Source organism: Brevundimonas sp. DW-iso22, assembly GCF_058725425.1.
The window spans coordinates 64,735-76,726 of sequence record NZ_JBZXEB010000005.1 but is presented as its reverse complement, the minus strand read 5'-3'; the positions used below and the strand labels follow the sequence as shown (position 1 = coordinate 76,726).

Below are 11,992 nucleotides of genomic sequence, written 5' to 3'. Positions count from 1 at the left end.
CTCAGCGAGGAACGGCGACTGACGGCGCGAATGGTAGGCGGCGACGGGTTCGAACCGCCGACCCTCTCGGTGTAAACGAGATGCTCTGACCAGCTGAGCTAGCCGCCCATCCATGCGCGTCGGATGCTTAGACCATTTTGGCCGCCGGTCTAACCGGGTGCGTGAAAATTATTCGCTCAGTCCACCGCGCGGCATTCGGTGACAGGGCGGTCACTCGCAGACCATGTCGCCATGATGCCCTTGCCGCGCAGTTCGTAGCCTGACGACTTGTACCACAGACCGTCGCCCGTCTGTTCCCTGAACAGGTCATGGGCCATGCCGCCCGAGGTGCGGACGGTGGCCATTTGGCGGGGATTGTCGAAGTCGACAGTCAGGCGTTCACTGTCCTGACACAGATAGACGGTGCGGATCACGCGGGTGGCGGCGCGTTCCTGGATTTCGGCACCGGTTCGCCGCCGGGCCGTCTGCGCGGTCTGGGCACGCTCGCGTACCGCGTCGCCATCGTCCGGAGCTTCGGAAGGCTGGGGTCCACAGGCAGACAGCATGGTGGCGCAGGCCAGGACGGCGGCGGCAGCAACTCGCATCAACAGCTTCCCCAAGCGCCACTTTGGCGTCGTGCCCTAACGTGTGGGGTCGATCCGCGTTCCTTTGCGCCGTGCGCGGAAGAAGGCGCGCAGCATCTCGGCACCCGGATCGGCCAGCACCCCGCCGGTCACAGTGGGTTTCCAATGACACGTCGGCTGATCGAAAAAGCGGGGGCCGTGGGCGACCGCGCCGCCCTTGGCGTCATCTGCACCCCAGACGACACGGCCGATGCGGGCATGGCTGATGGCACCCGCGCACATGGCGCAGGGTTCCAGCGTCACATACAGTGTCAGGCCGGTGAGCCTGTAATTCTGCATCTTTTGGGCCGCGTCGCGCAGGGCCACGATCTCCGCATGGGCGGTCGGATCGTGTGCGCCGATAGGGCTGTTTCGGCCCCGTCCGATCACTTCGCCGGTCGTTTCGTCGACGACCACGCAGCCAACAGGCGTCTCTCCGACGTCTGCCGCCGCTTGCGCCAAGGCCAAGGCCATGTGCATGAACCGCTCATCATGGTCAGCCATTCCAAAGACAACGACAAGAAGCCGCGCCCGCGTCAAGACTCCGACCGCGACGGCCCCCGCAAATCCTTCGCCAAGCCGGGCGGAAAACCCGGCTTCGGCGGTCCGCCGAAGGCAGGTGCAAAGCCGTTCGCCAAGGGCAAGCCCGGTGCCGAGCCGGAAGGGCCGAAGCGCAGCGAGCGAATCGCCAAGGCCATGGCCCGCGCCGGTATCGCCTCGCGTCGCGAGGTCGAGCGGCTGATCGGTCTGGGCAAGGTGGCTGTCAACGGCAAGATCCTGGACACGCCCGCCACCCTGGTGACCCGCGACGACGTCATCACCGTGGACGGCAAGCCCATCGGCTCGGCCGAAAAGACCCGTGTCTGGCGCTATCACAAGCCCGCCGGCCTGGTGACCTCGCACAATGATCCGGGCGGTCGCCCCACTGTGTTCGACGCCCTGCCCAGCGGCCTGCCACGCGTGATCTCCGTCGGGCGACTGGATCTGAATACCGAAGGCCTGCTGCTGCTGACAAATGACGGCGAACTCAGCCGGGCGCTGGAGCTGCCGCAGACGGAACTGGTGCGTCAGTACCGGGCCCGGGCACGGGGACGTGTCAGCCAGCTTCAGCTCGATTCGCTCAAGGACGGCGTCACCGTCGACGGCATCCGCTATGGCCCGATCGAGGCGACGCTGGACAAGGCCACGGGCGGCGATGCGGAGAAGCAGTCGGCCAATCTGTGGCTCAGCGTCTCCATCACCGAGGGCAAGAACCGCGAGGTCCGCAAGGTGCTGGAGCATCTGGGCCTGACGGTGAACCGCCTGATCCGCCTGGCCTATGGCCCGTTCCAGCTGGGCACCCTGCCCATCGGCTCGGTCGAGGAGGTAGGGCCGCGCGTGATCCGAGAACTGCTGGCCCAGCATATTCGTCCAGAGAACCTGCCGACCGGCAACGCCGTCTCGACGCCTGCGCCCATTCCGGGGCGCCGGACCTCGGCCCCGATCGTCAAGGGCAACTCCGGCTCGGCCCTGTCCGACCCCTCGCGCAAGCCCAGCCGCGTTCGCGCCGCCGGGGCCGCTGCCGAGGAAGGCACCGACCGCGCCTCCCGCCCGCAGAAGAAGGCCGGGTGGGCCAAGGCCGCGCCCAAGTTCGACCATCCGAAGAAGAGCTTTACCCCGCGTGCGCGTCCAGATGGGACCTCCTCTGCCGATGGCGAGCGACCCAAGCGGGCATTCAAGCCGCGCGAGGATCAGTTCATTGACCGGCCGCGTGGCCATCCGCGCACAGGGGCACGACCTGCACCCGCCAAGGGCGGCTATGCAGGAAAGGGCGGGGATCGGCCCGGCGGTCGTCCTGCAGGCGGTGGCTTCAGCAAGCCGGGTGGATCGCGGCCGGGCGGTTTCTCGGGTGGTGGCTCCAGGAGCGGCCCCGGTGGCGGCAAGGGTGGGCCGAGGGGGTCTCGCTCTTAGCGTCTAGTCTGCTGAGGCTTGCGCCGCGCCATCCATTCCACCGCCACCAGCACCGCCACCGCAGTCACCACCTCGAAGATCAGATAGATCGGCGGGATGGCCTGTCCCGGCAGGGCGGCCGATGACATCGGCTCGATCAGCAAGGCGATCAGCAGGTTGTTGGCCAGATGGGCCCCGACCGCGAACTCGATGCCGCCCAGGCGCAGCGCCGCCCAGGTCCAGACGAAGCCGGACAGGGCCCGGGCCACAAAGGCGGTGGGGTCGGGGTCCAGATGGATGGCCGAGAACAGCACGGCGTTGAGCACACAGATCAGCCAGAGTTTGCGCGTCAGCCCGGCGGTGACCTTCAGCAGGACCGCCCGGAACACGATCTCCTCGGCCAGGGCCGCGATTAGGAGCAGGACGACGGCCCAGCCCACATAGGCCAGGCGGGTCTCCAGCAGATAGGCCGGGTTCAGGATCGGCGCAGGCATCGGCGCGGGCTCGAACAGCAGATTAACCCCTAGAAGCACGACCGACACCGCCGCCATGATGGCAAAGCCCGCCAGCAGAAGGCGCGGCGAGAACCTTCGGCCCGGCCACAGGAACTCGGGTCCGGCGCGGCGATAGACGATCATGGCCGCGAACAGGATGGCCACGGCCAGCAGCATCAGCGAGGCGGCCAGAAAGGCCATGAAGGTGATCTCGCCGTTCAGGCGGAACGGGCTGTCGGGCAGGGCACCGCTGAGATCGGGCACCTGATAGCCACTGAACGACAGCACGGCCCCCAGGCCCAGCACGCCCACGATCATGAAGACGATGGACAGGGCGATCAGCGCCGCCAGCCGCAGCCACGGATGGTCTGTGGCGGCCCGCATCAGATAGGGGCTGTTGTGCGCCGCGGCCCAGCTGTGGCGCAGGTCGGGCAGGGCGAATCTGGGTGATGACATCGCGCACCGTTGCATCGCGCCCGCTTTCCGGTCCAGAGGCTGAGGCCATGAGAATCGTATCGGGACAGTTTCGCGGGCGCAGCCTGGTCGCGCCCCAGGGGCAGGCCACGCGGCCGACGTCGGACCGGGCGCGTCAGGCCCTGTTCAATGTGCTGGAACACGCCGCCTGGGCCGAGCCGCTGGAGGGGATGCGGGTCATCGACCTGTTCGCCGGTTCGGGGGCCCTGGGCTTTGAGGCCATGAGCCGGGGGACAGGGTTCTGCCTGTTCGTGGAGACCGATGAGGGCGCGCGCGGGGTGATCCGCGAGAATGCGGAAGCCTTCGGCCTGTTTGGCTCTACCCGGGTGCATCGGCGCAGCGCGATCGACTTGGGGCCGCGGCCGGGGTCGGTGGGCGACGCTTTCGACTTGGCCTTCCTGGATCCGCCGTACGGAAAGGGACTGGGGGAACAGGCGCTGACGCGGCTGGTGGGAGACGGCTGGCTGAGGCCCGGGGCGCTGGTGGTCTATGAACGCGGGTCGGACGAGCCGGAGATCGACACGCCCGGCTACCGGCGGCTGGACACGCGGGACTATGGCGCGGCGCGGGTGCTGTTCCTGCGGGCAGAGTAGGGCTAGCCTTCTGGCATGACCCAGATCGACCGCCGCGCCTTCATCGCCTCCGCTACGGCCCTGGGCCTGACCCCCGCCGTCGCCCGAGCCCAGGCGGCGACGGGTCCGCAATGGACGACGCTGAGCCCTCTGCCCTGGCCGGTGCAGGAGATTTATTGCGCGGTCACCGATGGGCACATCCTGGTCGCCGGGGGCCTGCGTCGCGGCACGGGCAACAGCCTGATCATCGAGGATCGCGTCGGGAGCTATAACCCCGCGCGCGATGTCTGGACCGAGGAGGCGCGTCTGCCGTCGCCGCGGCACCATCCGATGGTCTTCACCGGGCCCTGGGTCGGCTATGTCGTGGGCGGCTATGGGCGCAGCGCGGCGGGCGACTGGACCAATATGACCGACGGCTGGCTGCTGACCGGCAGTGGCTGGGAACCGATCCACCCCCTGCCGTCGCCTCAGGCCGAGGCCGTGGGTGCCCAGCTGGGCGACAACTTCCACCTGGTCACCGGACGGGTCCCGGCGGGCAGTGCCAACGGCCAGTGGAACGATCAGGTCGATACCGACCAGCATCGCGTACTGGTGCCCGGCGGGCCGGGGTGGGAGACCGCAAGGCCCGCGCCGATGGCCAGAAACAGTGCCGCCGGGGCCGTGCTGGACGGGGCCCTGTGGGTCGCGGGCGGGCGGACGGTGTCGGGCGGGGGCACCGGGCGGCTGGACCGGTATGACCCCGTCGCCGACCGCTGGGACACCCTGGCCCCCATCCCGCGCTCCTATGCGTCGAACAGTCAGGTCGGGGGCGGCCTGGCGATGGTGGCCGTGGGGGAGCGGCTGGTGGCGTTTGGCGGGGAGTGGTTCGCGCCGCGCTCTGCGGGCGGAGGCGGGGTGTTCGCCGAGACCTGGATCTATGACCCCGCGCGCGACCGCTGGGAGGCCGGGCCTGCCATGCGGACGCCGCGCCACGGTCTGGCGGCGGCGGCCATCGGCGACACCGTCTATGCCATCGCGGGCGGGGCGGTGGTCTCGGGCGGCGGGGCCGTGGGGACGGTGGAGGCGTTAGGGTTCGAGGGATGAAGGATGAGGGATCACCCGTCAGCAGCTACCCCTCGAACCTCGTCCCTCAAACCTCTCCACCAACCCCCGCGCCGCCGCCGTGACCTCGGCCCAGGTGACGTCGAAGCCGGCGGCGTCGCCGAACCAGGGGTCGGTCACGCCCTGACCCTCTCGGCCGGGCACGTGGTCCAGCAGCAGGCTGAGCCGGGCCGTGGCGTTTGCAGGCGCGAGCCTACGCAGGTTCTTCAGGTTCTCGTGGTCCAGGGCCACGATGTGGTCGAAGCGGGTGAAGTCGGCCCGCGTCACCTGCCGCGCCCGCAAGGCCCCGATATCCACCCCGTGCCGTGCCGCCACCGCTATGGCCCGCTCATCCGGCGGCTCGCCCGCATGCCAGTCGCCCGTGCCCGCGGAATCGACGACCAGATTCACCCCGCGCCGCCGCGCCTCCTCCCGCAGCGCCGCCTCCGCGAGGGGTGAGCGACAGATGTTGCCGAGGCAGACGAAAAGGATGGAGGGCATGGGTGCAAACGTCATAGAACACAGCAGTTGCCGAACGTGATAGCCGCCCACAATATCTTGGGATGTTCGACTACATCCACATCACCGATTCTGAACTGGACGCCCTCCCTCCGGGTCTCGCTGGGTTCGTGGGCTATGAGGCGTTGTGCCGTGAGAAGCTGAGGGAAGCTCTCAAGAACTACAGCCACAACGACGACGACGACACCGAGCCTCGGAACTCCTACCTGACCAAGGTGTTCTCGGCCGCCGAGCACTACGGCGTGCCCGTGCTCGACGGGATCGAGTTCGAGATCAACGGCAACCACGACGATATGTCGATGCGGCGCCTGTTCCAGACAATCGACCGAGAGGTCACCAAGCTCCGGCTCCAGACGATCCGCGACCGCAAGGGCACTGCCGTCATCGAGCCGCCGCAGGTCGCCAAGATCGAACATCTGGTGTCCCAGCTTCGTCAGCGGGTGACCGATAGCACCGACATGGACGAGCGGACCAAGCAGAAGGTCTGCAAGAAGCTGGACGAGCTTCTGGCAATCATGAAGGGCGGCAAGCCGACACTACAGGCGACAATGGTCGTGATCGCGTCGATCTTCACCGCGATCAATCAAGGGCAAGCCGCGATCATTAAGCTGCCCGAGACCATCAGTGCCATCGCCGAAATCTTCGGGCATGCCCAAGAGGACGCCGATCAGAAGGCTCTGGAGCACAAGCCGCAGAAGCTGATCGAGGATCACAGCGAGGATAGCTATGAGAGTGGCTTCACGACCAAGCCAAAGCCGACTGGTCCCAAAGAGACCTACGATTTGAACGACGACATTCCATTCTAACGTCGGACATACGAACGAAGCGTCGAACTGTGATCACTGACACGATCAACGACGCACTTAGAACCCGAACTACCAACGCACTTACACATTGAACTACGACAATAGCCGCATTTAGACGCATATTTGACCGCACTAACGAAGCGATTGAATGAAGAACTACGCTAACACCTGAAACAAGTCATACATGGCTTTATTCTTGACTTTCAGAATGAAGTTGAAAGTCGTTCAGACAATCTTTGACGAAAACCGTCACTCCGGTTGAGCCGGGGGCGTTTTATCCAGTAGAAGACGCGAAAAAGTGCCCCGAAACCTGCTCGGGTGGGTTGACGGCCGGTGCCGACAGGATGTTTAAGGTGGGGGTCGAAGGCGGCGGTCCTCCTGCAAGATGATCCGCCGCCAACGACTGGCTCCGCGTGGACGCTCCGAGGGTTCGAAAGAGCCTTCGGAACGATATCGCGTGTGATCGTAATTTCGATCACGTTTTGACTTTCACTTATTGAGTGACTTTCGTCAAGCGTTGCGAAGGTCGTTTCGATAAGGACTTCGATGAAGTTTTTAATGACTTCGATCTAACGCTACGGCGTTGCGTCCGCTTTCTCTGCGTCGATGATCTTGTTCATATTCTCGACGATGCGTTTGAGGTCGGCGATGTGCTGCGGCGTGACGTCCACCACCGCCTTCCCGATCTCACCCTGCTGGATCATGGTGTTGGGCTGCGACCAGAACTCGATGCTCTTGAGGGCTTCGTCCCGCTCTCGGGTGCACCAATCGATGAATTCGTCGTGTGGTGTGGTCATGTCGGCTTGTCTCCCGGTTATCCGAAGAAGATAGGGCAGATATGCGTGAGAGCCGAGTTTCAATGCGCGCTATCGCAAAAGGCCCTCGGTCACCGCCGCCCAAACAACCGTTCCAGATCCGCTAGCTTGAGCTCCACATAGGTGGGCCGCCCGTGGTTGCATTGCCCGCTGTGCGGGGTGGCTTCCATTTCGCGGAGGAGGGCGTTCATCTCCGGCGCACTCAGCACGCGGCCGGCGCGGACGCTGCCGTGGCAGGCCATGGTGCCGCAGACCTCGCCCAGGCGCTCGGTCAGGGCCAGGGCGGTGCCGTGTTCGCTGAGGTCGTCGGCGATGTCGCGGATCAGGCCCTGGACGTCCGTGTCGCCCAGCAGGGCGGGGGTTTCGCGCACCAGGACGGCCCCGCCGCCGAAGGCCTCTACAATCAGGCCCAGCTCGGCCAGTTCCTCGGCACGGGCGACCACACGCATGGCTTCTGACGGGTCCAGCTCGACCACCTCGGGCGTCAGCAGGGCCTGGCGGGTGACGGAGCCCCTGGCCATCTGGACCTTCATCCGCTCATAGACCAGCCGCTCGTGCGCCGCGTGCTGGTCCACCACGACCAGGCCGTCGCGGGTCTGGGCCACTATATAGGTGCCGTGCAGCTGCGCGCGGGCGGCGCCCAGCGGGAAGTCGACGGGGTTAGGTTCTAGGGGATAGGGGCTAGGGTCTATTGAGGTGCCGTGAGGCTGGTCCCAGCCTTCGACCCGCGCCGAGCGCTCGTTCAGGCCCGGCAGAACCTGGGCCGTCTGGGTGGCGGGGGCGGCCCAGCCCTGCCAGCCGGACCAGCCGGCGGCGGAGGGTTGCGACGGGCTGTAGGCAGGAGCTCCGGCATGGGCCTGGAACCCCGCCAGCACATTGTCGGCGACCGTGGTGGATGCCCTGTGGCCGGCGGCGGCGAGGGCGTGGCGCAGGCCGCCGACGATCAGACCGCGCACCAGGGCCGGGTCGCGGAACCTGACCTCGGCCTTGGCTGGGTGGACGTTCACATCGACATAGAGCGGGTCGATGTCGAGAAACAGGACGGCGGCCGGGTGTCTGTCGCGGGCCAGGAAGTCCGCATAGGCCCCGCGCAGGGCCCCCTGCAGCAAGCGGTCGCGCACGGGGCGACCGTTGACGAACAGATACTGATGCGCCGCATTGCCCCGGCTGTAGGTCGGCAGGCCCGCATAGCCGGACAGGCGCACGCCGTCCCTCTCCTGATCGATCAGCAGGGCATTGGCCTCGAAATCCCGGCCCAGCAGGGCGGCGAGGCGCTTCAGGCGGCCCTGATCGCCCGGATGTTCGGCAGGCAGGCGCAGGGTGGTGCGGCCGTCCAGGTCGAGGGTGAAGGCGACGGCTTCATGGGCCATGGCCTGGCGTTTGATCTCTTCCGAAATGGCCATGGCCTCGGACCGCTCGGACTTCATGAACTTCAGCCGGGCAGGCGTGGCGTAGAACAGGTCGCGCACCTCGACCCGCGCGCCGTGCGGGCCGGGGAAGGCGGCGGGGGCTACGGGCTTCTGATCGCCGCCGTCCACCGTGATGCTGTGGGCGTCGCCGCCGGATTTGGGGCGGCTGGTGATCGTCAGGCGCGCGACCGAGCCGATGGAGGGCAGGGCCTCGCCCCGAAAACCGAGCGTGGAGATGCGCAGCAGGTCGACATCGCCCGCATCGTCGGGCTCCAGCTTGGACGTCGCATGCCGCTCGATGGCCAGGGCCAGCTGATCCGCCGCCATGCCGTGCCCGTCGTCGGCGATCAGGATGCGGCTCAGGCCCCCGCCGTCAGCCTGAATCTCCACCCGTGTCGCGCCCGCGTCGAGCGCGTTCTCGACCAGCTCCTTGATGGCGCTGGCCGGGCGTTCGACCACCTCGCCGGCGGCGATGCGGTTGACGGTTTCGGGGGGGAGGCGACGGATGGGCATTGAGTCGGGAAGTATGCCGGTTTCCGCCGAGGGAAAGTAGAGGCGCCGGTTTGTGTCAGCCGCGCTCCAGACCGGCGATGGCCTCGGTGATGTCTTCGGCCTTTTTGGTGACCACGGCCTGGGCGTCGTAGAGGCCGCGGTTGTAGAAGAAGGGTCCAATCTCGCGTCCCAGGAAATCCAGCAGCATTTCGGCCGGCAAGGTGGCCAGATCGATCTCCAGCTCATCGCGGAAATAGGCCCGCAGCTTGCCGGTGATGGCGGCGGTCTCCTCGCGGCTGAAGTCGATGGGCTTCACGTCAGGACACCTCGGCCAGGGCTTCTTCCGCCGCCATCCAGGCGGCTTCGGCGGCGTCGAGGTCGGCTTGGGTCTTGGCGCGGGCGCGGGTCAGGCCTTCCAGGGCCTTTGGATTGTTGACCGAGGCATTGGCCATGTCGTCGTCGATGCGGGCGATCTCGGCGGTCAGCTGCGTCATCCGCTCCTCGGCCTTCTTCACGCCGTGACGCAGAGTCGAGGGTGAAGGCCCTGATTTCTTGTCGTTCTTCTTGCCCTTGTTGTTCGAGGCAGGCGCGGCTGTGGCAGCCGTCTCGTCCTTGATCTGGGTCGGCTTGACCGCAGCCTGTTTCGCGCGGTCGAGGACGAACTTGGCATAATCGTCCATGTCGCCCTCATAGGGCTTCACCGTGCCGTCGGCGGCCAGCCAGAGGCGGTCTGCGACCATCTCCATCAGCGAGCGATCGTGGGTGATCAGGATGACCGCGCCCGAATACTCGTTGAGGGCGTCGAGCAGGGCCCGGCGGCTGTCGATATCCAGGTGGTTTGTCGGTTCGTCGAGGATCAGGACGTGGGGCGCGTCCATGGCCACCTGATTGAGCAGCAGGCGCGCGCGCTCGCCGCCGGACAGGCTGGCGACGGTGGTTTCCTGCTTCTCATAGCCCAGCCCCCACTGCGCCAGCTTGGAGCGACGGGCGCTTTCGGAGGCGTCCGGCATGGACCGGCGGACGATCTCCAGCGGCGTGTCGGTCGGGTCCATGGCCTCGATCTGGTGCTGGTGGAACCAGCCGACCCGCATCTTGCGATCGCGGTGCAGTTCGCCCTCGGAGACGTTGAGGGCGCCGGCGATCATCTTGGCAAAGGTCGACTTGCCGGCACCGTTCACGCCCAGCAGGCCGATGCGGTCATCCAGGTCCATGCGCAGGTTGAGATTGCGCAGGATCGGCTTGCCGGTCTCGTACCCGACGTTGGCGCGCTCCAGCCGGATCAACGGCGGGGCCAGGGGGCGGGGCGGCGAGGGAAGGATGAAGGGGGCGACGCGCTCCTCGATGGTGGTCGCGACCGGCTGCATCTTGGCCAGCCGCTTCATGCGGGACTGGGCCTGGGCGGCCTTGGAGGCCTTGGCCTTGAAGCGGTCGACGAAGGATTGCAGGTGGGCGCGCTCGGCGTCCTGCTTGGCCTTCGCCGAGAGTTGCCGACGGGCCTTTTCGGCGCGGGCCTGTTCAAACTGGTCGTAGTTGCCCGTGTAAAGCGTCAGATTGCGGTTCGCGAGGTGCAGGATGTGGGTGCAGACCTCGTTCAGCATCTCGCGGTCGTGGGAGATGATCAGGGCGGTGTGCGGGTATTTCTTGAGCCGCGCCTCCAGCCACAGCGCCCCTTCCAGGTCGAGGTAGTTGGTCGGTTCGTCGAGCAGCAGCATGTCCGGCTCGGCGAACAGGGCGGCGGCGAGGGCGACGCGCATGCGCCAGCCGCCTGAATATTCCGACATCGGCCGCTGCTGGTTCTCCTGGCTGAAACCCAGGCCGACCAGGATTTCGGCGGCACGGGCGGGGGCGGCGTCGGCGTCGATCTCGATCAGCCGGGTCCAGATCTCGCCCATCTCCTCCGGCTCTGCGGTTTCGAGACGGCCCAGCAGGGTGTGGCGCTCGACGTCGGCCTCCAGGATGGTCTCCAGCACGCTGACGGGGGTGGCGGGGTGTTCCTGATCCACCGAGCCGATGCGGGCGGTCTTGGGCAGGCTGATCTCGTCGCCGCCCGCGGCCAGTTCGCCCAGGATCAGCTTGAACAGGGTCGACTTGCCGATGCCGTTGCGGCCCACGAGGCCGACCTTGGAGCCGGGGGGCAGGGAGACGGACGCGTCCTCGAGGAATTTGCGGCCCCAGGCGTTGAAGGTCAGGTCGGTGATCTGGAGCATGGATAAGGAGCGCTTGAATCGGGTCCGTCCCTCATGCAGCGAGGGGCCGCGCCGAGAGCGTTAGGGACGCCTTGGAAATGACTGAGGGCGCGTCTATAAGCCCCCACCTTCAATCTCCCAAACAAGAAGTCACTTCTCATGACCGAACGCACCTTCTCGATCATCAAGCCCGATGCCACGCGCCGCAACCTGACCGGCGCCGTCAATGCCGTGATCGAAGCCGCAGGCCTGCGCATCGTCGCCCAGCGCCGCGTGCACCTGACCGAGGCCCAGGCCAAGAAATTCTACGAAGTCCACGCCGAGCGCCCCTTCTACGGCGAGCTGGTCGAGCAGATGACCGCCGAGCCGGTTGTGGTTCAGGTGCTGGAAGGCGACAACGCCATCGCCGCCTACCGCGAAGTCATGGGCGCGACCAACCCCAAGGATGCGGCCGACGGCACCATCCGCAAGCAGTTCGCCCTGTCGATCGGTGAAAACTCGGTCCACGGTTCGGACTCAGCCGAGAACGCCAAGATCGAGATCGCCCAGTTCTTCACCGACGATCAGATCGTCGGCTGATCCAACGCGAAAGCGCTGGACCTGCTGCGGCCGGA

The 11,992-nt window shown here is 66.6% G+C and carries 13 protein-coding genes and 1 tRNA gene; 5 read left to right on the top strand and 9 right to left on the bottom strand.

The window, feature by feature from the left end; translation table 11 throughout:
• Window positions 1-31: 31 nt before the first annotated feature.
• From AC4PRM_RS09080 to tadA, 3 genes are all read right to left on the bottom strand, one after another.
• Window positions 32-108, bottom strand: a tRNA-Val gene (locus AC4PRM_RS09080).
• A 68-nt stretch (window positions 109-176) separates the two neighbouring features.
• Complete coding sequence (locus tag AC4PRM_RS09075; protein ID WP_487921960.1) at window positions 177-584, bottom strand: MliC family protein; 408 nt, start codon at window positions 582-584, stop codon at window positions 177-179.
• 36 nt (window positions 585-620) lie between these two features.
• A complete protein-coding gene (gene tadA, locus AC4PRM_RS09070) occupies window positions 621-1,082 on the bottom strand; it encodes a tRNA adenosine(34) deaminase TadA (protein WP_487921961.1) in 462 nt (153 codons plus the stop codon).
• 12 nt (window positions 1,083-1,094) lie between these two features.
• On the opposite strand from tadA, the gene AC4PRM_RS09065 reads away from it, so the two are divergent.
• The gene (locus tag AC4PRM_RS09065; protein ID WP_492039819.1) at window positions 1,095-2,552 is read left to right on the top strand and encodes a pseudouridine synthase; all 1,458 of its coding nucleotides are present in this window, start codon (window positions 1,095-1,097) and stop codon (window positions 2,550-2,552) included.
• Here AC4PRM_RS09065 and AC4PRM_RS09060 read toward each other — a convergent pair.
• Window positions 2,549-3,481, bottom strand: coding sequence for a CPBP family intramembrane glutamic endopeptidase (locus AC4PRM_RS09060; RefSeq protein ID WP_492039578.1), 933 nt, complete (start codon window positions 3,479-3,481; stop codon window positions 2,549-2,551). The genes AC4PRM_RS09065 and AC4PRM_RS09060 overlap by 4 nt on opposite strands.
• A gap of 47 nt (window positions 3,482-3,528) precedes the next feature.
• Between AC4PRM_RS09060 and rsmD the strand changes: the two genes are divergently transcribed.
• Window positions 3,529-4,092: a 16S rRNA (guanine(966)-N(2))-methyltransferase RsmD gene (gene rsmD, locus AC4PRM_RS09055; RefSeq protein ID WP_492039577.1), complete on the top strand. Its 564-nt coding sequence runs from the start codon at window positions 3,529-3,531 to the stop codon at window positions 4,090-4,092.
• 15 nt (window positions 4,093-4,107) lie between these two features.
• Window positions 4,108-5,154, top strand: coding sequence for a Kelch repeat-containing protein (locus tag AC4PRM_RS09050; protein WP_492039576.1), 1,047 nt, complete (start codon window positions 4,108-4,110; stop codon window positions 5,152-5,154).
• Between the two features lie 18 nt (window positions 5,155-5,172).
• On the opposite strand, the gene AC4PRM_RS09045 is transcribed toward AC4PRM_RS09050, so the two are convergent.
• Entirely contained in the window at window positions 5,173-5,652 is a 480-nt protein-coding gene (locus AC4PRM_RS09045; RefSeq protein WP_492039575.1) for a low molecular weight protein-tyrosine-phosphatase, read from the bottom strand.
• A gap of 62 nt (window positions 5,653-5,714) precedes the next feature.
• Here AC4PRM_RS09045 and AC4PRM_RS09040 point away from each other — a divergent pair, with 62 nt between their 5' ends.
• Window positions 5,715-6,476: a hypothetical protein gene (locus AC4PRM_RS09040; RefSeq protein ID WP_492039574.1), complete on the top strand. Its 762-nt coding sequence runs from the start codon at window positions 5,715-5,717 to the stop codon at window positions 6,474-6,476.
• A gap of 575 nt (window positions 6,477-7,051) precedes the next feature.
• Here the strand turns inward: AC4PRM_RS09040 and AC4PRM_RS09035 are convergent.
• The 4 genes from AC4PRM_RS09035 to AC4PRM_RS09020 form a co-directional block, all read right to left on the bottom strand.
• Window positions 7,052-7,273 (bottom strand): hypothetical protein, encoded by a 222-nt coding sequence (locus AC4PRM_RS09035; RefSeq protein WP_492039573.1) that lies wholly within the window; start codon window positions 7,271-7,273, stop codon window positions 7,052-7,054.
• Between the two features lie 89 nt (window positions 7,274-7,362).
• Window positions 7,363-9,213, bottom strand: coding sequence for a DNA mismatch repair endonuclease MutL (gene mutL, locus AC4PRM_RS09030; protein ID WP_492039572.1), 1,851 nt, complete (start codon window positions 9,211-9,213; stop codon window positions 7,363-7,365).
• 55 nt (window positions 9,214-9,268) lie between these two features.
• Entirely contained in the window at window positions 9,269-9,508 is a 240-nt protein-coding gene (locus tag AC4PRM_RS09025; RefSeq protein ID WP_492039571.1) for a DUF2164 domain-containing protein, read from the bottom strand.
• 1 nt (window position 9,509) lies between these two features.
• Window positions 9,510-11,399 carry an ABC-F family ATP-binding cassette domain-containing protein gene (locus AC4PRM_RS09020; RefSeq protein ID WP_492039570.1) on the bottom strand — a complete coding sequence of 630 codons (1,890 nt, stop codon included), beginning with the start codon at window positions 11,397-11,399 and terminating at the stop codon, window positions 9,510-9,512.
• Window positions 11,400-11,537: 138 nt separating this feature from the next.
• Here AC4PRM_RS09020 and ndk point away from each other — a divergent pair, with 138 nt between their 5' ends.
• On the top strand, window positions 11,538-11,957 hold the full coding sequence (gene ndk / locus AC4PRM_RS09015) for a nucleoside-diphosphate kinase (protein ID WP_373258594.1): 420 nt from the start codon (window positions 11,538-11,540) through the stop codon (window positions 11,955-11,957).
• Window positions 11,958-11,992: the final 35 nt, after the last annotated feature.

What these genes read in the sequence shown, in the direction of transcription:
- AC4PRM_RS09075 (WP_487921960.1), bottom strand. Translation starts at nt 584, where the DNA reads ATGCGAGTTGCTGCCGCCGCCGTCCTGGCCTGCGCCACCATGCTGTCT.
- AC4PRM_RS09040 (WP_492039574.1), top strand. Translation starts at nt 5,715, where the DNA reads ATGTTCGACTACATCCACATCACCGATTCTGAACTGGACGCCCTCCCT.
- mutL (WP_492039572.1), bottom strand. Translation starts at nt 9,213, where the DNA reads ATGCCCATCCGTCGCCTCCCCCCCGAAACCGTCAACCGCATCGCCGCC.
- AC4PRM_RS09065 (WP_492039819.1), top strand. Translation starts at nt 1,095, where the DNA reads ATGGTCAGCCATTCCAAAGACAACGACAAGAAGCCGCGCCCGCGTCAA.
- tadA (WP_487921961.1), bottom strand. Translation starts at nt 1,082, where the DNA reads ATGCACATGGCCTTGGCCTTGGCGCAAGCGGCGGCAGACGTCGGAGAG.
- AC4PRM_RS09045 (WP_492039575.1), bottom strand. Translation starts at nt 5,652, where the DNA reads ATGCCCTCCATCCTTTTCGTCTGCCTCGGCAACATCTGTCGCTCACCC.
- ndk (WP_373258594.1), top strand. Translation starts at nt 11,538, where the DNA reads ATGACCGAACGCACCTTCTCGATCATCAAGCCCGATGCCACGCGCCGC.
- rsmD (WP_492039577.1), top strand. Translation starts at nt 3,529, where the DNA reads ATGAGAATCGTATCGGGACAGTTTCGCGGGCGCAGCCTGGTCGCGCCC.
- AC4PRM_RS09020 (WP_492039570.1), bottom strand. Translation starts at nt 11,399, where the DNA reads ATGCTCCAGATCACCGACCTGACCTTCAACGCCTGGGGCCGCAAATTC.
- AC4PRM_RS09060 (WP_492039578.1), bottom strand. Translation starts at nt 3,481, where the DNA reads ATGTCATCACCCAGATTCGCCCTGCCCGACCTGCGCCACAGCTGGGCC.
- AC4PRM_RS09050 (WP_492039576.1), top strand. Translation starts at nt 4,108, where the DNA reads ATGACCCAGATCGACCGCCGCGCCTTCATCGCCTCCGCTACGGCCCTG.
- AC4PRM_RS09035 (WP_492039573.1), bottom strand. Translation starts at nt 7,273, where the DNA reads ATGACCACACCACACGACGAATTCATCGATTGGTGCACCCGAGAGCGG.